Source organism: Massilia sp. AB1 (assembly GCF_018119385.1).
Classification (GTDB): Bacteria; Pseudomonadota; Gammaproteobacteria; order Burkholderiales; family Burkholderiaceae_D; genus Telluria.
The window spans coordinates 1-18781 of record NZ_JAGKSG010000066.1 but is presented as its reverse complement, the minus strand read 5'-3'; the positions used below and the strand labels follow the sequence as shown (position 1 = coordinate 18781).

General features: G+C 65.1%; 17 protein-coding genes. 10 read left to right on the top strand and 7 right to left on the bottom strand.

What is annotated here, in order from left to right; translation table 11 throughout:
• Window positions 1-22: 22 nt before the first annotated feature.
• Window positions 23-553 carry a Spy/CpxP family protein refolding chaperone gene (locus tag J8847_RS22525; protein ID WP_211526919.1) on the bottom strand — a complete coding sequence of 177 codons (531 nt, stop codon included), beginning with the start codon at window positions 551-553 and terminating at the stop codon, window positions 23-25.
• 197 nt (window positions 554-750) lie between these two features.
• Between J8847_RS22525 and J8847_RS22520 the strand changes: the two genes are divergently transcribed.
• From J8847_RS22520 to J8847_RS22500, 5 genes are all read left to right on the top strand, one after another.
• On the top strand, window positions 751-1479 hold the full coding sequence (locus J8847_RS22520; RefSeq protein ID WP_211526918.1) for a response regulator: 729 nt from the start codon (window positions 751-753) through the stop codon (window positions 1477-1479).
• Window positions 1476-2837 (top strand): ATP-binding protein, encoded by a 1362-nt coding sequence (locus J8847_RS22515; protein ID WP_211526917.1) that lies wholly within the window; start codon window positions 1476-1478, stop codon window positions 2835-2837. The genes J8847_RS22520 and J8847_RS22515 overlap by 4 nt, the downstream gene beginning before the upstream one ends.
• Window positions 2838-2943: 106 nt before the next feature.
• A complete protein-coding gene (locus tag J8847_RS22510; RefSeq protein ID WP_211526916.1) occupies window positions 2944-4128 on the top strand; it encodes an efflux RND transporter periplasmic adaptor subunit in 1185 nt (394 codons plus the stop codon).
• Window positions 4125-7217, top strand: coding sequence for an efflux RND transporter permease subunit (locus J8847_RS22505; RefSeq protein WP_211526915.1), 3093 nt, complete (start codon window positions 4125-4127; stop codon window positions 7215-7217). Before J8847_RS22510 ends, J8847_RS22505 begins: the two co-directional genes overlap by 4 nt.
• Before the next feature lie 182 nt (window positions 7218-7399).
• The gene (locus J8847_RS22500) at window positions 7400-8308 is read left to right on the top strand and encodes a hypothetical protein (protein WP_211526914.1); all 909 of its coding nucleotides are present in this window, start codon (window positions 7400-7402) and stop codon (window positions 8306-8308) included.
• A 175-nt stretch (window positions 8309-8483) separates the two neighbouring features.
• On the opposite strand, the gene J8847_RS22495 is transcribed toward J8847_RS22500, so the two are convergent.
• Together J8847_RS22495 and J8847_RS22490 are read right to left on the bottom strand one after the other, a co-directional pair.
• Window positions 8484-8816 carry a multidrug efflux SMR transporter gene (locus J8847_RS22495; protein WP_211526913.1) on the bottom strand — a complete coding sequence of 111 codons (333 nt, stop codon included), beginning with the start codon at window positions 8814-8816 and terminating at the stop codon, window positions 8484-8486.
• Entirely contained in the window at window positions 8809-9432 is a 624-nt protein-coding gene (locus J8847_RS22490; RefSeq protein ID WP_211526912.1) for a glutathione S-transferase family protein, read from the bottom strand. Before J8847_RS22490 ends, J8847_RS22495 begins: the two co-directional genes overlap by 8 nt.
• A 111-nt stretch (window positions 9433-9543) precedes the next feature.
• On the opposite strand from J8847_RS22490, the gene J8847_RS22485 reads away from it, so the two are divergent.
• Both J8847_RS22485 and J8847_RS22480 read left to right on the top strand, forming a co-directional pair.
• Window positions 9544-10446 carry a LysR family transcriptional regulator gene (locus J8847_RS22485; protein WP_211526911.1) on the top strand — a complete coding sequence of 301 codons (903 nt, stop codon included), beginning with the start codon at window positions 9544-9546 and terminating at the stop codon, window positions 10444-10446.
• Window positions 10443-10754: a hypothetical protein gene (locus J8847_RS22480; RefSeq protein WP_229513135.1), complete on the top strand. Its 312-nt coding sequence runs from the start codon at window positions 10443-10445 to the stop codon at window positions 10752-10754. The genes J8847_RS22485 and J8847_RS22480 overlap by 4 nt, the downstream gene beginning before the upstream one ends.
• Here the strand turns inward: J8847_RS22480 and J8847_RS22475 are convergent.
• Window positions 10747-12270, bottom strand: a complete 1524-nt coding sequence (locus tag J8847_RS22475) for a right-handed parallel beta-helix repeat-containing protein (protein WP_211526910.1) — start codon at window positions 12268-12270, stop codon at window positions 10747-10749. The two genes, J8847_RS22480 and J8847_RS22475, sit on opposite strands and share 8 nt — an antisense overlap.
• A 337-nt stretch (window positions 12271-12607) precedes the next feature.
• Here J8847_RS22475 and J8847_RS22470 point away from each other — a divergent pair, with 337 nt between their 5' ends.
• Entirely contained in the window at window positions 12608-14596 is a 1989-nt protein-coding gene (locus J8847_RS22470; protein WP_373999976.1) for an alkaline phosphatase family protein, read from the top strand.
• A 6-nt stretch (window positions 14597-14602) separates the two neighbouring features.
• Here the strand turns inward: J8847_RS22470 and J8847_RS22465 are convergent, their stop codons facing one another.
• Window positions 14603-15490: an RNA polymerase sigma-70 factor gene (locus J8847_RS22465; protein WP_211526909.1), complete on the bottom strand. Its 888-nt coding sequence runs from the start codon at window positions 15488-15490 to the stop codon at window positions 14603-14605.
• A 255-nt stretch (window positions 15491-15745) separates the two neighbouring features.
• Here J8847_RS22465 and J8847_RS22460 point away from each other — a divergent pair, with 255 nt between their 5' ends.
• Window positions 15746-16195 carry a carboxymuconolactone decarboxylase family protein gene (locus J8847_RS22460; protein WP_211526908.1) on the top strand — a complete coding sequence of 150 codons (450 nt, stop codon included), beginning with the start codon at window positions 15746-15748 and terminating at the stop codon, window positions 16193-16195.
• A gap of 569 nt (window positions 16196-16764) precedes the next feature.
• Window positions 16765-17277, top strand: a complete 513-nt coding sequence (locus J8847_RS22455; RefSeq protein WP_211526907.1) for a GNAT family N-acetyltransferase — start codon at window positions 16765-16767, stop codon at window positions 17275-17277.
• Between the two features lie 21 nt (window positions 17278-17298).
• On the opposite strand, the gene J8847_RS22450 is transcribed toward J8847_RS22455, so the two are convergent.
• The gene (locus J8847_RS22450; RefSeq protein ID WP_373999977.1) at window positions 17299-18201 is read right to left on the bottom strand and encodes an RNA polymerase sigma-70 factor; all 903 of its coding nucleotides are present in this window, start codon (window positions 18199-18201) and stop codon (window positions 17299-17301) included.
• A complete protein-coding gene (locus J8847_RS22445; protein ID WP_211526905.1) occupies window positions 18194-18652 on the bottom strand; it encodes a carboxymuconolactone decarboxylase family protein in 459 nt (152 codons plus the stop codon). The genes J8847_RS22450 and J8847_RS22445 overlap by 8 nt, the downstream gene beginning before the upstream one ends.
• Window positions 18653-18781: the final 129 nt, after the last annotated feature.

The window sequence follows — 18781 nt, the reverse complement described above, 5'->3', positions numbered from 1 at the left end:
CCGCCATTCAGGCTCCAGCCGATCAGCTGTGCATCATGCCATGACCGCCATGACCACGATGATGACGGCCGCCGCGGCGCTGCTTGGCCTGCTCGTCGAACACCTTGCGCTGCTCGGGGGTAAGGACCGAGTAGAAGCTGTTCAGGGCCGACAGGCGGGCTTCCATGCGGGCGGTGCGCTGCTTCTGGCGCTCGATGCGCATCTGCAGGCGCTGCGGGGCGCTCAGGGTGGCCAGCTGCGCGCGGTCCGGACGGGCCGCACGGTCGCCTTGCTGTGCCGGCTTCATGCTGGCGACAAAGGCGTCCCAGGCCGGCTGCTGTGCCGGAGTCAGCTTGAGCGCGTCGCGCAGCTTCGCCTGGCGCTCGGCGCGCTTCTCGGCGCGCTTGGCCTTGAATTCGGCCATCTTGGCCTGGCGCTGCTCCATGGTCATGGCGTGGCCATGGCGGCCTTCCGCCGGGGCGGGAGCCTGGGTCTGGGCCTGCACGCCGAGGGCGGCGCCGGCCAGGCCGAAAGCGGTCAGGGCGATCACGATGTTCTTGCGGATGGTGTTCATTGCGTTTCCTTCAGGTGAGTTCAGTTGGGATGTGCATCTGAACTGCTCGCTGCACAGGACCCATCTTCGCCAAAACTTGTAACCGCGGGATTTCCCCTGTCTCGTACTTTGTATCAATATGTTTCGCCGGTCTCGGCTTATACATACCGATACAAAACGGCTGTCCAGGCTTGCCATAGATGCGGATAATTGCGGTTATGGATAATCCCTCTACGATTTTGATTGTCGACGACGACCGCGACATCCGCAGCCTGCTGGCCGATTACCTCGAATCGAACGGCTACCGCACGCTGGCGGCCGCCGACGGCACCGGCATGTGGAAGTCGCTCGACGAAGCGCGTCCCGACCTGATCGTGCTCGACCTGAACATGCCCGGCGACGACGGCCTGACCCTGTGCCGCAAGCTGCGCGCCACCTCGACCCTGCCGGTCATCATGCTAACGGCCCGCAACGAGCCGCTCGACCGCATCCTCGGCCTCGAAATGGGCGCCGACGACTACCTGCCCAAACCCTTCGAGCCGCGCGAGCTGCTGGCGCGCATCCGCAGCGTACTGCGCCGCTCGCACGCCATGCCGTCCAATTCGCCGTCCGAGAACGTGCAGCAGATGAAGTTCTCCGGCTGGACCCTGGACCTGACCGCGCGCCACCTGGTCAATCCGCAGGGCGTGGTCATCATGCTGTCGGGCGCGGAATTCCGCCTGCTGCGCGTGTTCCTGGAACACCCGAACCGCGTGCTCAACCGCGACCAGCTGCTCAACCTGACCCAGGGCCGCGACGCCGACCCCTTCGACCGCTCGATCGACATCCAGATCAGCCGCCTGCGCCAGAAGCTGGGCGAAGACGCGCGCATGCCACAGATCATCAAGACCGTCCGCAACGGCGGCTATGTGCTGGCCGGGCAGGTGACGGTGGAGCCGGCAGCGTGAAAGCTTTCCTCGGCTCGATGACCGGCCGCGTGTTCGTCACGCTGCTGCTGGGCATGGTGATCTCGGCCGCACTGACCCAGCTTGCCGCCGACCACGAGCGCCTGCGCCAGTTCGAACAGCAGCGCGACCAGCACCTGCTCGAACGCGCCGAACAGCTGGTGATGGCGACCGAGATCGTGCCGGCCTCGGCGCGCATGGTCTATCTGTCGGTGGCCAACCGCCCGGGCCTGCGCCTGGAAGTGGGCACGCCCCAGCCGGTGGCCGGCGCCCACACCTGGTTCGCGCGCTCGCTGGCCACGCGCCTGGGGCAGGGCTACACGATCACCTCGGCCGCCAACCGCCCGCCCTCGTGCGAGCTGCCCAACCAGCAGCCGGTGCTGTACGGGCTGATGTATGCCCAGTGGCGCGGCGCCTGCGAGCTGCTCAACGTGCGCCTGCGCGACGGCGCCGAGCTGCGCCTGTCGGTGCTGCCGCCGCGCCCGTCCTCGGGCGGCTTCGATTCCGACTACCGCACCGTGATCGTTCCTTTCCTGCTGAGCATTGCCTTGCTGGCCTATGCGGTGGCGCGCATGACCACCCGCCCGCTCAAGCAGCTGGCCAAGGCGGCCCAGGACCTGGGCCACGACATCAACCGCGCCCCGCTCACGCTCACCGGCGCCAGCGAGATCCGCCAGGCCAGCGCCGCCTTCAATGCGATGCAGGCGCGTATCCGCCAATACATTTTCCAGCGTACCCAGATGCTGGCCGCCATCACCCACGACCTGCAGACCCCGCTGACGCGCATGCGCCTGCGCCTGGAAAAGGTGCCCGACGCCGAGCTGCAGGAACGCCTGATCGGCGACCTGTCCGCCATGCAGGAAATGGTGCGCGAGGGTCTGGTACTTGCGCGTAGCATGGACACCACCGAGACCATGCAATTGCTCGATCTCGATTCGCTGCTCGAGGCGGTGTGCGCGGACGCCAGCGACGCCGGCCAGCAGGTGGGACTGAGCGGGCGCGCCGGCATGGCGCTGCTGGGCCGTCCGCTGGACCTGCGCCGCTGCCTGGGCAACCTGATCGACAACGCGGTCAAGTATGGCCGCGAAGCGCGCGTGAGCGTCGACCGCATCAACGGCGCCGCGCGCGTGCGCATCCGCGACAGCGGGCCGGGCATTCCGCAGGCCGAGCTGGGCCGGGTGTTCGACCCGTTCTACCGCGTCGAGACCTCGCGTTCACGGGAGTCCGGCGGCACCGGGCTGGGACTGACGATCGCGCGCAACATCGCCGAGCAGCACGGCGGCAGCATCGCGCTGGCGAATCACCCGGAAGGCGGCCTCGAGGTGACCCTCATGCTGCCGGAGTACTATCCAAATAAATAAGCCTGAAACACAGGCTTGCGAGAATGCGGCGCCCGCGGGCTGCCGCGTTCGCGCGCCGATGATTAGCAAATAACAGTGCCGCCGGGCAGGTGGCCAAGGGACAGGAATGAAAAAGAAGAATGTCGGACTGATTACCGGAGCTGTCGCGCTGGCGCTGGCTGGCGCGTGGTACGTGAACCAGGGCGGCGGCGCGCATGCCGAGAACGGCAAAGGCGGTCCGGGCAAGGGCGGCCCGGGCGGCCAGCCGCCGGTCACCGTCAACGTGGTGGCGCCGCAGCGCCAGGACGTGGGCGTGGAGCTGAGCGCCAACGGCACCGTCACGCCGCTGCGCACCGTCGACCTGCATCCCCAGACTTCCGCCACCATCCGCCAGGTGCACATCAAGGAAGGCGAGTTCGTCAAGGAAGGCCAGCTGATGTTCTCACTGGACGACCGCGCCGACCGCGCCAACGTCGCCCGCGCCCAGGCCCAGGTGGCGCGCGACCGCGCCACCCTGGCCGACCTCGAACGCCAGTACAAGCGCAGCCAGGAACTGGTGGCCCAGAAATTCCTGGCCCAGAGCGCGATGGACTCGCTGCAGAGCCAGGTGGAAGCCCAGCGCGCCCTGGTGCAGAGCAATGCCGCTGCGGCGCGCGCCAGCCAGGTCGCCGCCAGCTATACCGCGATCCGCGCGCCGATGTCGGGCCGCGTGGGCGCCATCGACGTGCATCCGGGCGCCCTGGTGCAGCCAAGCACCTCGCTCACCACCGTCACCCAGCTCGACCCGATCAACGTCTCCTTCACCCTGCCGGAATCGGCGCTGGGCGCGCTGCTGGCGGCGCAGAAGCAGGGCGCGGTCGAAGTGCGCGTCAAGGCCGGCGACGAGGCGGCGGCGGTCAACGGACGCCTGAGCTTCATCGACAACGCCGTCGACCCGCAGGCCGGCACCATCCGCGTGAAAGGCGAGTTCGCCAACCCGGCCGCGAGCCTGTGGCCGGGCCAGTACGTGAGCGCGCGCGTCACCGTGCAGACCCTCAAGGACGCGGTCGTGATCCCGCAGTCCGCCATCATCAACTCGACCAGCGGTGTGTTCGTGTACGTGGCCGGCGAGGATAACGCGGCGCGCCAGGTGCCGGTCAAGCGCCTGCACGCCTTCGGCGACTACGCCGCGGTGGCCGGCCTGGCCGGCAACGAAAAAGTCATTACCGAGGGCAAGCAGAACCTGCGTCCGGGCGGCAAGATCCGCCTGGTGGGGCAGGGCAAGCCGGGTGACAAGGCCGCCGCCCCGAAAGCGAAGAAGGAACAGGCATGAATCTGTCCGAACTGTGTATCCGCCGGCCGGTGATGGTGGTGCTGCTGTCGATCAGCCTGGTGCTGGTCGGCGTGCTGGCCTACCTGCACATCCCGGTCGCCGCGCTGCCGAGCTATAACACGCCGGTCATCAACGTCAACGCCAACCTGCCGGGCGCCAGCCCGGAAACCATGGCGTCCTCGGTGGCCCTGCCGCTCGAGAAACAGTTCTCCACCATCGCCGGCATCAACCTGATCACCTCGACCAGCACCCAGGGCAATACCAACCTGACCCTGGAATTCGACACCAGGATCGACGTCGACCGCGCCGCCGTGGACGTCCAGGCCGCGCTGCTGGCGGCCCAGCGCCAGCTGCCCCAGGAGATGACCGACCTGCCGTCCTACCGCAAGGTCAACCCGGCCGATGCGCCTATCCTGTTCATGCACGTGACCTCGCCCTCGATGGACTTGTCGCAGCTGAACGATTACGCGGAAAACCTGATCTCGCCGGCGATCTCGACCGTCGCGGGCGTGTCGCAAGTGTCGATCAACGGCCAGAAGCGCTTCGCCGTGCGGGTGCGCGCCAAGTCCGACTTGATGAACGCGCGCAATATCTCGATGGACGAGCTGGCGGCGGCCCTGCGCGCGGCCAACTCCAACACCCCGCTGGGCATCCTCGACGGTCCGTCCCAGACCCTGACCATCCAGGGCGGCGGCCAGCTGATGCGCGCGGCCGACTTCGCCGGGCTGATCGTCGCCACCCGCGACGGCCTGCCGGTGCGCCTGCGCGACGTCGCCCAGGTCGAGGACAGCTACCAGTCCGTCAAGGCGATGGGCAGCCTCAACGGCGAGCGCTCGATCTCGCTGATGGTGCAGCGCCAGCCCAACGCCAACACGGTGCAGGTGGTGGACGCGGTGCGCGCCCTGATTCCGCGCTTCGAGCAGCAGTTGCCGGCCTCGATTCAGCTGCACCTGGTCAACGACCGCTCGACCTCGATCCGCGAAGCGATCCACGACGTCAACCTGACCCTGGCCGGCACCGTGGTGCTGGTGATCCTGGTCATCTTCCTGTTCCTGCACCGCCTGGCCGCGACCTTCATCCCGGCAGTGACGGTGCCGATCTCGCTGCTGGGCGCGCTGTCGCTGTTGTATGCCTTCGGCTATAGCCTGGACAATATTTCTCTGCTCGGCATCACGCTCGCGGTCGGCCTGGTGGTCGACGACGCCATCGTCGTGCTGGAAAACATCGTGCGCCACATGGAGATGGGCAAGAAGCCGATGCAGGCGGCCCTGGTCGGCGCGCGCGAGATGGGCTTCACCATCGTCTCGATCTCGATCTCGCTGGTGGCGGTGTTCATCCCGATCTTCTTCATGCCGGGCGTGATCGGCCTGCTGTTCCGCGAATTCGCCGTGATCGTCGGCCTCGCGGTGCTGGTCTCGGCGGCGGTGTCGCTGACCCTGGTGCCGATGCTGTGCTCGCGCCTGCTCAAGGGCGGCGGCCACGTCCAGCCGCACGAGATGTCCTGGGTCGGCCGCCGCTTCGAAGCCATGTTCGTCAACGTGCGCGACGCCTACGGCCGCACCCTCGACATGGCGCTGCGCCACCGCTTCCTGGTGCTGATGCTGGCGCTGGGCACCTTCGTGCTGACCGCCGTGCTCTACATGACCATGCCGAAAGGCTTCTTCCCCGAGGAAGACATCGGCCAGATCCGCGTGACCGTCGAGGCCTCGGAAGACACCTCCTCGGCCAAGCTGGCGGAACTGCAGGGCAAGGTGGTCGATATCATGCGCACCAGCCCTTACGTGCAAGACACGACTTCCTTCACCGGCGGCGGCAACACCGGCCGCATGTTCCTGGTGCTCAAGCCGCGCAGCGAGCGGCCGCCGATGCCGATCGTGGTCGACGAGCTGCGCAAGGCCACGCGCCAGGTGGCCGGCGTGCAGGTCTTCATGGCCCCGGTGCAGAACCTGCAGCTGGGCGGCCGCCAGAGCAAGAGCCGCTACCAGTACACGCTGCAGAGCGTGTCGGGCGGCGAGATCGGCGGCTGGGCCGAGAAGTTCCTGGAGCGCATGCGCGCCGACCAGCGCTTCCGCGACGTCACCAGCGATTCGCAGAACAAGGCGCTGCAGGCCACCATCGACATCGACCGCGACAAGGCGGCGCTGCTGGGCGTGGAAATGGCCGACGTGCGCACCGTGCTGTACGCCTCCTTCGGCGAGCGCCAGGTCTCGACCATCTACTCGACTGCGGCCAGCTACTACGTGATCCTGGAAGCGGCGGCCTCGGACCGCTACTACGACGAAGCGCTGTCGCGCGTCTCGGTGCGCTCGAACAACGGCGACCTGGTCAAGCTGTCCAGCTTCGCCACGGTCAAGCGCACGATGGGCCCGCTGGCCGTCAACCACCAGGGCCAGCTGCAGGCGATCACCCTGGCCTTCAACCTGGCGCCGGGCGTGCCGCTGGGCGACGCCACCGCCGCCATCGACGAGATGGCGCGCGAGATGAAGCTGCCGGCCTCGATCATCACCAACTACGGCGGCGACGCGGCGGTGTTCAAGGACACCCAGTCGAGCCAGCTGATCCTGATCCTGGCCGCGATCGGCGTCATCTATGTGCTGCTGGGCGTACTGTACGAAAGCTATATCCACCCGCTCACGATCCTGGCCGGCCTGCCGTCGGCGGCGGTGGGGGCGCTGCTGACCTTGTGGCTGTTCGACATGGACCTGACCCTGATCGCGATGATCGGCATCCTGATGCTGATCGGTATCGTGAAGAAGAACGCGATCATGATGATCGACTTCGCGCTCGAGGCCCAGCGCAGCCAGGGGATGAAGCCCCAGGACGCGATCCGCGAGGCCTGCATCCTGCGCTTCCGTCCGATCCTGATGACGACCCTGGCGGCCATGATGGGCGCGCTGCCGATCGCGCTGGGCATCGGCGCCGGCGCCGAGCTGCGCCAGCCGCTCGGCCTGGCGGTGGTGGGCGGCCTGATCTTCTCGCAGGTGATCACGCTCTATATCACCCCGGTCATCTATCTGTACCTCGACAGGTTCAGCGGTACCGGTCCCATGACCGACGAGCAGCTGGCCAAGCTCGAAGCCGTGCATTGATGCGAAGGGCCGGCATGGACTCCCATGCCGGCCGGTATTCGGCTGCCGGAAACATCTTGAAACATCCTTCAAGCTTGCACGACGGTAATCTGGGCGGCACATCAGGTGCGCCGCGCAGCCAAAACGGTTAGACTGCGCTTCTCTGCCGCTAAATAGACGCCGCTCCAGGAAACCGTACGACCTTGCGTGACCATTCCCATATCTATGACGAAGACAGCGATGTGTGCGCGCATTGCGGCCAGCCGCTGCCGTCGCGCCAGACGCTGACCTATGGGCGCCGGGGACCGAACCGGCTGGCGCTGGCGGGCACGATCGGGTTGCACCTGCTGCTGGTGGCGATTTACCTGTTCAAGCCGGAAGACCAGGAGAAGCGGGCGCGCCCGGCATCGGACAAGGAGACCGACGTGGTCTTCGTCGCCCCCATGCAACAACCGAAGGCCGCGCCGCGCCAGCAGGCGCCGAAGCCGGTTCCCAAGCCGACCCCGAACAAGACCACGCCGCGTCCGCAGCCGGAGCGGGTGCAGGTGCAGCGCTTGCCGGACACCATCACCTTGCCCGACGAAAAGCCAGAGCCGCCCAAGCCGCAGCCGCAGCCGAAGACCGAGGTGCCGCCTGAGATGGACATGGCCGCCTACATCGCTTCGCGCCGCAAGCAGCGCGGGGCGACCACCGGCAGCGACGCGCCCGTCGAGGAAAGCGAAGCCGCGCGCGGCGAGGCCCGGGCGCTGGCCAACATCGCCGCCATCAACGGCCGCGGGCGCGACGACCGCAACGAGACCGGGGGCATTTTCTCGGTGTCGAACAAGACCTTCCACAGCATGGACCTGCGCTTCCGCGGCTGGAATCCCAACTTCAAGCGGCGCTGGCTGACCCAGGTGACGGTGGAGCAGGGCAGCGAGCGGGATGTCGAGACGGCGGTGGTCAAGAAGATGATCGAGCTGATCCGCCGGGAAAAGACGGGGGACTTCGAGTGGGATTCGCACCGGCTGGGGCGGGTGGTCAAACTGAGTGCGCGGCCGCAGGATACGGATGAGTTGACGGACTTCCTGTTCAAGGAGATGTTCCCGGAGTACAAGCCGCCGAGGGGGTAATGCGGGCTTTGCGGCAGCGCGACGAACTTGGGTCCCGGCCTTCGCCGGGATGACGTGCGAAGGGCGCGTCTTGATAGCAAAATTAGCGGCCTGCTGCTTTTGAACCGTCGTTCCGGCGAAGGCCGGAACAATGCCACTGGCATTGTTCCGCCCAAGTTTGCCAGCAGGCCAATAACTACTCCCCACCCAGCGTCTTCAACCCCGCAATCCCCACAAAGATCAACCCCATGCACAGCAGCCGCGCCAGCGTCAGCTGCTCGGCAAAGAACACCGCCCCCGCCAGCGTCACCCCCACCGCCCCGATCCCGGTCCACACCGCATACGCCATCCCCAGCGGCAAGCCGCGCAGCGCGCTGGCGAGCAGGTAAATGCTGCCCAGCGCCGCCAGCACCGCCAGCAAGCTCGGCGCCGGCCGCGTCCACCCCGCGGACGACTTGAGCGCGAAGGCCATGACCACCTCGACCAGCCCGGCCGCCAGCAGCAAGGTCCAGGCAAGGACATTAGACATGCGCTTCCTCCCGCGCCTTGCGCATGCCGCGCTGCACCGCCGGCCGTTCGCCGACCCTGTGCAGCCAGTCCGCGACCGCCGGATAAGCGCCGATAGCTATCCCCAGCTCCGCATGCGTTTCCATCCAGGGATAGAAGGCCATATCCGCAATCGTGTAGCCGTCGCCCGCGATGTGGCGCGAGTCGCTCAGCCGCCGCTCGAGCACGCCATAGATCCGCTGCGTCTCGCGCGTATAGCGCTCCAGCGCCATCGGGTTCGGCTCGGGCGCCGCATGCCGGAACCACCACAGCTGCCCCAGCATCGGCCCCGCGCTCGCCGCCTGCAAAAACAGCCATTGCAGCACCAGATCCCGCTCCGGCCCGTGCGCCGGCAGCGCCTTGCCTGCGGCGTCGGCCAGGTGGATGAGGATGGCGCAGGACTCGAACAGGCTCTGCCCCGTCCGCTCGTCGGTGAGCACCGGGATCTTGTTGTTCGGGCTGAGGCGCGCGAACGCGGGGGCGCGCTGCTCGCCGGCGTTCAGGTCGACGAAGCGGCGCTGGTAGGCGAGCCCCAGTTCTTCGAGTGCGATGGTGATCTTCCTGCCGTTCGGCGTGTCGGCCAGATAAACGGTGTACATGTCAGGCTCCTTCAGGGTTCTAAGAGTTAGCAATGCCTGACAGCCTAGCTTGTGCAAGAATGGCGAACAATTCGACGTTTTTGCATATCTGTTCACCACATTTGCACAATCATGGACTGGGACGACTGCCGCTACTTCCTCACCGTTGCCGAGACCGGATCGCTGTCGGCCGCCGCACGCCGGCTCGGCCAGAGCCATTCGACAATCCTGCGGCGCCTCGACAAGCTCGAGGCCGCGCTCGACGCGCGCCTGTTCGAACGTTTCCAGAGCGGCTATGTGCTGACCGCGACGGGCGAGGAATTGCTGGCCCTGCTGGCGCCGGTCGGCGAGAACATGGAAGAGGCCGAGCGCCGCATCAGCGGCCGCGATGCCGCGCTGCAGGGAACGATCCGCGTCACCACCACCGACACCCTGCTGCACGGCCTGCTGCTGCCGGTCTTGTCCGCCTTCCGCCAGGCCCATCCCGGCATCCGGCTCCAGCTCACGGTTGCCAACAGCTTCCTCAACCTGACCCGGCGCGATGCGGACGTGGCGATCCGGCCGACCAACACGCCGCCGGACAATCTGGTCGGCCGCAAGCTCGGCAGCGTGCAGACTGCGCCCTATGCCTCGCAGGCCTACCTGCAACGCGCCCGCGAAGAAGGGAAGCGGGATGATGACTGGGCGGCCCACGGCTGGGTGGCGCCGGACGAGGCGCTGGCCCACCTGGCCCAGGCGCGCTGGCTGCGCGAGCACGTGCCGGCGGAGCAGCATGTGGCCAGCGTGGACTCGCTGCTGGGCATGGCAAGCGCCGTGGAGGCGGGGATGGGAATGGGTATGCTGCTGGACCTGCTCGCCGACGGCAAGCCCGGGCTGGTGCGGCTGGCCCCGCCCGATCCGGCGCTGGACACCGAGGTCTGGATCCTCACCCATCCGGACCTGCGGCGGGTCAACCGGATCCGCAGCTTCACCGACTTCCTGTATGCCAGCTTGTCCGGACACCCGGCTTTTGAACACATTCGAGACAAACAATGAACGACCACAAGAGAAACCAACTGGTAAGGATGGGCTGGGACATCCATGGCGCCGTCGAGGAAAACTATCACGCCCACCCCGCCGGCCCGAACGATGGCGCTGCCTGGCTGGACAAGCAGCGCCTGCTCCTGGCCGACATGGCCATCCACCTGCTGCAGACCGCCATCGCTCCGGGCGAGGTCGAACTGGAAAAGCTCAGGAACAATCTGAATGCGGTCCTCGTGATCGCGGACCGCTTCCTGCCGGATGCCGGGTTGAGGAATGCGGCCGGCAAACTCTACCAGGGGCCTGGCACGCCCCTCACTTGACAGTGATGTTCTCGTCCGTGCCGTCGGTGTAGACCTTCATGGAAGTGCTTCCCGAGAAGGTGTTGTTGGAAACCACAGTGGGGCTGCCGTAGACGTAGGTCAGCGAGATGTGCGCCTGGAACGGGCTGGGTGTCTTCCCTCCGGTGCGCCGGCTCATGACCGAAAAACTACAGTTCGAATCCATCTTGTTGGAATCGATCGTGTGGCCGCCCGTGTCGGGCCATTTGGCCTTGTCGCCGCCGCCATAGACCTGGATGCCGTTCCCTTCATTGTTCGAGACAATGTTGCCGTAAACCGAACACTTGCAGGCGCCATCGTCCACACCGATGCCGACGCCTTCCGAGCCATTGTCCCGCGGGCCGCCGTAGTTCAAGTTGAACCTGCAGGTGTTGTAGCGGATCGTATGCCCGGAGACGGCGTCCTGTCCGGCCGCCGACGACAGCTCGATGCCCCGGCCGTAATAGGTGCTGCTCAATGCCCCGCCGTTGAAATTGCAGGTGTTGCGCTCGATGATGTAAGACTTGGCGCGGCCGGTGATATGAATGCCGAAATTCATATTCTTGCTGCAGTTATTGTTGCCCACGTAGCTGCGATCGCCACTGTTGATGAAGATGCCGCTCAACATCCCGGTCACGGTATTCTTGTCCAGCGTGGCAGCTTCCCCGCGGACGAGGAAAATGCCGATCGCTCCGCGGTTCGGGCTGTAATCGACGCCGGCTGGCGGAGACACGCGGTTCCCGCGAATCACAAGGCGCGTGAGGAAAGCGGTGTTGACGTAGGTTTCACAGCGAATGCCGTGCGATGCCGCCGTGCCGCCGCCGCGGTGGCGGAGCGTATTAGTGAGCAGGCGGATGTCGTCGATATTGCCGTTCGCGGCGACCAGTATTCCCTGGTTGCCATGTGTGGGCCCGTTGCTGATGACGTCGAACACGCAGTTGGAGATGGTCACACGGTTCTTTTCGAAGACATACACGCCGCCGCAATTCGACGTCACGTTGTTACTTTCGAAAATACAGTCATTGCCCAGCCAGATGATCGCCACGTCGCTGTCTTCCGGGAAGGAAGGATTCCGGATGTCCAGGTTCCGGTAGGTGACGAAATCGCGCTCCTGCTTGTACACCGCGACCGAGGCGCCGCTGGCCGGCAGGGTGGGCGCCCCGGGCAGGAGAATGACCGGTTTCGGCTGCGAGGCATCGTCGCCGCCATTGGATCGATAGTAGGCGCCGATGGTGATGCGCTGCGACGCGGTGCCGCTCGCCGACACCCGGAACACGCCCGAATACGTGGTGCCCCGTTTCTGCAGGTAGGTATGGCCGGGCAGCCAGGTAACGCTGGTCCATGAGCGGAACGGGTTGGCAAGCGTTCCGTCGCCTGGACCGGCGGCAGTTGGATCGATGTAATGCACATTCGTGCTGCGTCCGCTTTGGGCCAGTGCGAACCGCGGCAGCATGGCTGCCGCGCATGCGGAGACGCCCACGCCGGAGGCAACCCGAAGGAAGTCTCTTCTCTTGCTCATAACGGTCCCTTCCATCAAGATCTGACAAACATGGCGCTAGCTGTTTCAGCCAGTTACCAGCGCTCTTGCGCGAGTCTGTAGTCGCCAAGTGTTCTGACCGCCATGACGATGCTACGCTTTGTGGTCGCAAGATCGCAACGACTCTTTGTTAAAACCATTGAGCTATTTCCATGTCGAGTTGCGGCAATGCCAATGCCTGCCGTTAAGTAGGTCAGCATGTGCGGCGTGTCTGAAGGGCCTGCCGGTCATCGCACGGATGAGCCGCGCTTATAGGCTCGGTACATGCCCGGGCGGTCCGGCGTGTCTGCTACACTGATCCGTTCTTTCAACCAGCGTAGTGCACCGATTGTTCCCGACTCCTGTTTCCGAAGGCCTGCCGCCCGTCCTTGCCGGTCCACTCCTGCGCCGCCTCGAGCCGGACCGCCTGGTGCTATGGCTGGTCGGCAGTGCACCGCTCGACCTGACCCTGGTGCTGGCGCCCAGGGAAGGCGCGCCCCGGCGCTTTCCCCTGGACACGCGCCGCTGCCGGGTGATCCGCGTCGGCCGCCACGCCTGCGTGCACCTGATCGATGTCGCGTTGCCCGAGCCGCTGCCGCAAGACACGATCATCGAGTACGACCTGCTCATCACCCGGGGCGATGGCAGCGAGGCCGGCATCGCGCACTGGGCGCCGCACCTGCTGCATGCGGGCACGGTGCGGCCGAACATGGTGCTGCGCAGCCGCAGCGACAATATCCTGTTCGGCTCCTGCCGCAAGCCGCATCATCCCGCGCCCGATGGCCTGGCGCGCGCCGACGCCTTGCTGGCCGAGCACATCGAACGGGCCGACGAGCGGCCCGCCATGCTCATGCTGTGCGGCGACCAGGTGTATGCCGACGATGTGGCAGGGCCGATGCTGGCGGCGATCCACGCGCTGATCCGGCGCCTGGGCCTGTATGGCGAATGCCTGGAAGGCGCGGTGGTCGCCGACAGCGAGGCGCTGTACCGCCATGCGGCCAGTTACTACCGGCGCGAAGAGCTGCTGCCTGCGTTCAAGTCCAACCGGGCGCTGCGCGAGCGCTTTTTCGGCGGCAGCGAAAAGCCGATCTTCACCACGGCCAATGCGCACAACCACCTGGTGACCCTGGCCGAGGTGATGGCCATGTACCTGCTGGTCTGGTCGCCCGTGCCATGGCAGCTGGTTGCGGATGCGCCGCCGCCCGCGCTTGCGTCCAGGTATGCGGGCCGCTGGCGGCGCGAGTCAGGGGCGCTGGCGGGCTTCCGCCGCGACCTGCCGCAGGCGGCACGGCTGCTGGCGCACGTGCAGACCTTGATGATTTTTGACGACCACGACATCTCCGACGACTGGAACCTTTCGGCCAAGTGGGAGTCCACCGTCTACGGGCATCCGTTCGCGCGCCGCATCGTGGGCAATGCGCTGGTCGCCTATATGCTGTGCCAGGGCTGGGGCAACCGTCCGGAGATGTTCGGGACGGCGCTGGACGGGCTGGCGGCGCTGGCCGACACCGCCGCTCCGGACGGCCGGCTGGACGCGCCGGCGCAGGACGCGCTGGTCAAGCGCCTGCTGTCTTTCCGCCAGTGGGGTTACGTCGTGCGGACCAAGCCCACGGTCATCGTGCTCGATACCCGTACCCGGCGCTGGCGCAACCGGTACCGGCCCGGCCATCCGTCCGGCCTGATGGATTGGGAAGCGCTGACCGAGCTGCAGCACGAGCTGCTGGACGAAACGGAAGCCGTCATCGTCTCGCCCACGCCCATGTTCGGGGTCAAGCTGATCGAGGTGGTGCAAAGGATCGCCACCTTTGCGGGACTGGCCCTGAGCGTCGACGCCGAGAACTGGATGGCGCATCGCGGCGCGGCCGGCAGCATGCTGAATATCTTCAGCCATTCGCGCACCCCGGGCAATTACGTGGTCCTGTCGGGCGATGTGCACTACTCGTTCGCCTACGACGTCGAGCTGCGCGACTCGGACCGGCCGCCGCATATCTGGCAGATCACCAGCAGCGGGATCAAGAACGAATTCCCGCGCCGTCTGCTCGACTGGCTCGATCGTCTCAATCGCTGGCTGTATTCTCCGCGCTCGCCGCTGAACTGGTTCACCAAGCGCCGCGATCTCGTCTTCACGCCGCACCTGCCCGACCGGCGCCAGCATGGCGAGCGCGTCTGGAACGGCGCCGGCATCGGCCAGGTGTGGCTCGACGCACAGGGGCGGCCGCTGCGCATCGTGCAGCACAACGCCGATGGCCGGCCGTCGACCCGGTTCCTGGCGCCGGAGCAGGAACCGTCTCTTGCGGCGGCGGCCGAGCAGCCCTTGGGCAAGCACTGATCCGGATCAAAGCGCCTGGGGGACCGACGCCAGCTTTTCCGGATTACGCATGATAAAGACTGCCACGATCCGTTCCTTATCGACGATAAACGACTGTACGGATTCCAGCTTTCCTTGCACATAGCGCAGCAAGCCTGGCTCGCCATTCACCAGGGCAGTCTTGTAAGAAACCTGCATGGGATACTTGAGCTCGAGTGTCCAGAATACGCCTGCCACCCGCCCTGCGCCCTTCAGGACATGCATGAATGACTTGGCCTTGCCCCCGCCGTCGGCCACCAGCTGCACCTCGTCGGACATCAAGGCGCGCATGTCCGCGCGATTGCCCTGCCTTGCGGCTTCGATGAACCTGCCAAGCAATTCGCGATGTTTGTCCTTGGGGACGTCAAAGCGCGGACGTTCCTGCTGAACGCGCACCGATGCACGATGCACGAGTTGTCGGCAAGCCGGCTCCGACTTCTTCACTACCTCGGCGATCTCGGCGTAATCGGCGTCGAATACTTGCCTCATCAGGAAAGCTGCACGTTCTTCGGCGGACAGGCGCTCCAGGACCCACATGAAGGCAACCGAAACGTCGTTAGCCAGTTCAAGCGTACTCTCGGGTGTCCTCTCGTCGAGTTCCACTAGCGGTTCCGGTAGCCACCAGCCGATATAAGCCTCGCGATCGAGCTTTGCCGTTCGCAGGCGATCGATCGCGAGGCGGGTTGTCACGGTGACCAGCCATGCCTCGGGGGACAGGATCTGGTCCTTGGAAGCGTCATGCCAGCGTAGCCAGGCATCCTGCACGACATCCTCGGCATCCGCACGGATACCAAGCATCCGGTATGCAATCGAAAACAGGCGCGGACGCAGCGCGTCGAATATTGCTTCCGGGTTTATGCGAGCGTGATCAGTCATGGTCTCTCCTATGGTAGCCGGGCAGCGCCTTTCACCCTATACCTTCATGCTTCCTAGACGGACTGGGCTCACCCCTTGTGACAGCTCTGGAAACTTTTATCGCTGGTATTGCCATCACATCGGGGAGATTGCCAGGGACACGTGAAACCTTTCCCGTGTAAATCGGCGTGCGACTGTCACAAACGCGCCGCATCGGCCGTCTTACAAGCAGCGGTGCCGCTAACCGTCATCGCCAACTTACATAAGGAAGATTTCATGAAACGCCCAAACTGGTTCCAGGTGTCCGCTGAAGGTGCTAAAGCCGTCGGTGCACTTCATCATTACGTTACAACCGGCACGAGCCTGCCGGAGGAATTAATTCATTTGGTATTTTTAAGAACCTCGCAACTGAACGGCTGCGCCCACTGTATCGACATTCATACCCGCGACCTCATCAAGAGTGGCATGTCGGTCGACAAGATCGTCCTGGTGCCGGTATGGGAGGAAGCGGCCTATCTGTTTTCGGACCAGGAACGCGCAGCGCTGGCATGGACGGAAGAAGTAACGCATGTCAGCGAAACCCACGCTTCCGACGATGCATATGCCGCAGCGATGTCTACGTTTGGAGAAAAGAACCTGGTCGAACTGACGCTTGTGATTGCAGCAATGAATGCGATTAATCGGATGGGAATCAGCTTCCGGATGAAGCCACTTGCAAAAGCGTGAAGGATGTTGGGCGGGAGTGCCTGGCTACTCCTGCCTCCCGCGTAGCCATTGATGCAGAAGACGCCAGCGCTCACGCAAGCGCGTGCCGTACATGATTTAAGCCTACGGCCAGGGAGCACTGTTTCATCGGATCAGCCGTAGTGCCTTCACTGACGTTGAAAGGACCAGTAATGGTATTCCACAACTATTCCCTGCTGAGTCACGAACGTAGCGCCTTGCTCGACGCATTGCGGCGCGACCTGAAAGCTCAGCACGAGCTAGCCATGAGGCCGGGACCATGGGTCGAGTGGCATCGCTATAACGCGAGAATGGCGAAGCGCTTGTTAAATATACTTAATCCAAAGCGTACGTCTTGCTTCGGCTGCCGAGCAGGCCTCGAGGAGGCACTGATTTGAGGGACTTGAACTGGAGCACCTGACAAGTCCGCTAGTTGCTTGGAAAGCAATGGCCGCGTACACTGAACCATCTTGAACGTGAGCTTTCGCCCGCGGCAGTACTCATCAGGTCAGCGAATTTGGTGCGATGTGTAAGGCTTGTCAGGCTGAGCATCAATGTCGGCAGTTACCCCTATGCTCATCCTGGAATTTCCAAACGAAAAACATCGCACTGCCTACGAAGACATGGGTCATGCGTGGCGTAATGTCGAAACGCCCACGTCTCCGGGTAAGCTTTTTGCGGGAAAAGACTTCGACGAGTTTCTTTCGATCGTACAGCGCGAACCGGCGGAATCGGATCCAGCGAAAGTGCCTGCACACCTGTTTTTTCTCGCCGATACCGAATGTTCGAAACTTTTCGGCGCCATCCAGATTCGCCACCATATCAACCACCCGAATCTCATCGAGACTGGTGGCCACATTGGCTATGGCATCTGCCCGAGCGAAAGGCGCAAGGCTTATGCGACCAGGATGCTGGCCCTCGCTCTTCCCGAAGCGAAGAAAATCGGGCTGTCTCGCCTCCTTGTCACCTCTAAGGACGCCAATGTCGGATCCTGGAAAGCCATTGAGTCGAATGGCGGCGTTTTTGAGCGCACTACCTTCGACGAAGGGCAGCTGGCGCGTCGCTATTGGATCGAGATTGCCTAGTCGCGTCGGGCCTGCCTGATCTCAGGCGCTCCAGGGCGCCGCATCGATCGCGCCGAGCTTGTCGGGATTGCGCATCGCGTAGATCGCGACGATGCGCTCGCCATCGGTGACGAAGGCCTGGGCCGATTCGAGCTGCCCGTCGACATAGCGCAGCAGGCCTGGCTCGCCGTTGATCAGCGCCATCTTGTACGCCAGCCGCGGCGCATTGCGCAGGTGGACGGCCTTGTACAGGTTGGCGATCCGCTCCGCCCCGCGCACGATCTTCATGAAGGACGCCACCTTGCCGCCGCCATCGGCCACGATGGCCACATCGTCGGCCAGCAGGCCCTTGAGCGCGGCCTGGTCGCCCCGGCTGGCGGCCTGCAGGAAGCGTTCGAGCAGCTGACGGTGTACATCTTTCCTGACCTGGAAGCGCGGCGTCTCCCGCCGCACCCGTTCGCTGGCGCGGTGCACCAGCTGGCGGCACGCGGCCTCGCTCTTGCCGAGCACCGCCGCCAGCTCGCCGTAGTCCTGGTCGAAGGCCTGGCGCAGCAGGAAGGCGGCGCGTTCCTCGGGCGCGAGGCGCTCCAGCACCCACATCAGCGCCACCGACAGCTCGCTGGCCAGCTCGGCGGCGTCCTCGGGCGTGCGCTCGTCGACATCGATGAGCGGTTCGGGCAGCCATTCGCCGATGTAATGCTCGCGCTGGACCTTGGCCGCGCGCAGGCGGTCGATGGACAGGCGCGTCACCACCGAGACCAGCCAGGCTTCGCCCGATTGCACGGGGCCGCGCGCCGGATCGCTCCAGCGCAGCCAGGCGTCCTGCACCACGTCCTCGGCGTCGGCGCGGATGCCCAGCATGCGGTAGGCAACCGAGAACAGGCGCGGGCGCAGGGCTGCGAACTGGCGGGTGTCGTCGTGCTGGTCCATTGCTGTCTCAGTCAGGGAATGCCGCCCGGGCCACCGGCTGGCGGAAGCCGATCGCCATGCGGTTCCAGGCATTCATCAGGGCGGTCGCGAAGCCGAGGTCGGAAATCTCCTGCTCGGTGAAATGCTCCTTCAAGGGCAAGAATACGCCATCGGGCACCTCGCCGTGCTCGAGGCGGGTCGCCGCTTCGGCCCAGGCCAGGGCGGCGCGCTCGCGGGCCGTGTAGAACCCGGTTTCGCGCCAGGTGGTCAGGCTGTTGATGCGCTGGAAGTCTTCGCCATCCCTGATGAGGTCGCGCGCGTGCTTGTCGACGCAGAAGGCGCAGCCGTTGATTTGCGAGACGCGCAGGAAGACCAGGCGGACCAGCTGTTTTCCGAGCGGGGAGGCTTCGACGGCGGTTTCGGCGGCGCCGAGGGCGCGGTAGGCGGCGGGGGAGAGGGAGTAGTAGGGGAGGCGGAGGGAGGACATGAATGGGTTCCTTTGCTGATTTGGTTGGTACAAGCATTAGACGTTTCAGCCTGTGACCCTGTGACAGCTTAGCCCCGCGCGCACGAAAAGATTTTCGTTAGCCCCAAAACCGTCGTCCCCGCGAAGGCG

Coding starts and splice junctions, on each gene's coding strand:
- J8847_RS22525 (WP_211526919.1), bottom strand. CDS start 553: ATGAACACCATCCGCAAGAACATCGTGATCGCCCTGACCGCTTTCGGC.
- J8847_RS22520 (WP_211526918.1), top strand. CDS start 751: ATGGATAATCCCTCTACGATTTTGATTGTCGACGACGACCGCGACATC.
- J8847_RS22510 (WP_211526916.1), top strand. CDS start 2,944: ATGAAAAAGAAGAATGTCGGACTGATTACCGGAGCTGTCGCGCTGGCG.
- J8847_RS22505 (WP_211526915.1), top strand. CDS start 4,125: ATGAATCTGTCCGAACTGTGTATCCGCCGGCCGGTGATGGTGGTGCTG.
- J8847_RS22495 (WP_211526913.1), bottom strand. CDS start 8,816: ATGTCTAATGTCCTTGCCTGGACCTTGCTGCTGGCGGCCGGGCTGGTC.
- J8847_RS22490 (WP_211526912.1), bottom strand. CDS start 9,432: ATGTACACCGTTTATCTGGCCGACACGCCGAACGGCAGGAAGATCACC.
- J8847_RS22485 (WP_211526911.1), top strand. CDS start 9,544: ATGGACTGGGACGACTGCCGCTACTTCCTCACCGTTGCCGAGACCGGA.
- J8847_RS22480 (WP_229513135.1), top strand. CDS start 10,443: ATGAACGACCACAAGAGAAACCAACTGGTAAGGATGGGCTGGGACATC.
- J8847_RS22475 (WP_211526910.1), bottom strand. CDS start 12,270: ATGAGCAAGAGAAGAGACTTCCTTCGGGTTGCCTCCGGCGTGGGCGTC.
- J8847_RS22465 (WP_211526909.1), bottom strand. CDS start 15,490: ATGACTGATCACGCTCGCATAAACCCGGAAGCAATATTCGACGCGCTG.
- J8847_RS22460 (WP_211526908.1), top strand. CDS start 15,746: ATGAAACGCCCAAACTGGTTCCAGGTGTCCGCTGAAGGTGCTAAAGCC.
- J8847_RS22455 (WP_211526907.1), top strand. CDS start 16,765: ATGCTCATCCTGGAATTTCCAAACGAAAAACATCGCACTGCCTACGAA.
- J8847_RS22445 (WP_211526905.1), bottom strand. CDS start 18,652: ATGTCCTCCCTCCGCCTCCCCTACTACTCCCTCTCCCCCGCCGCCTAC.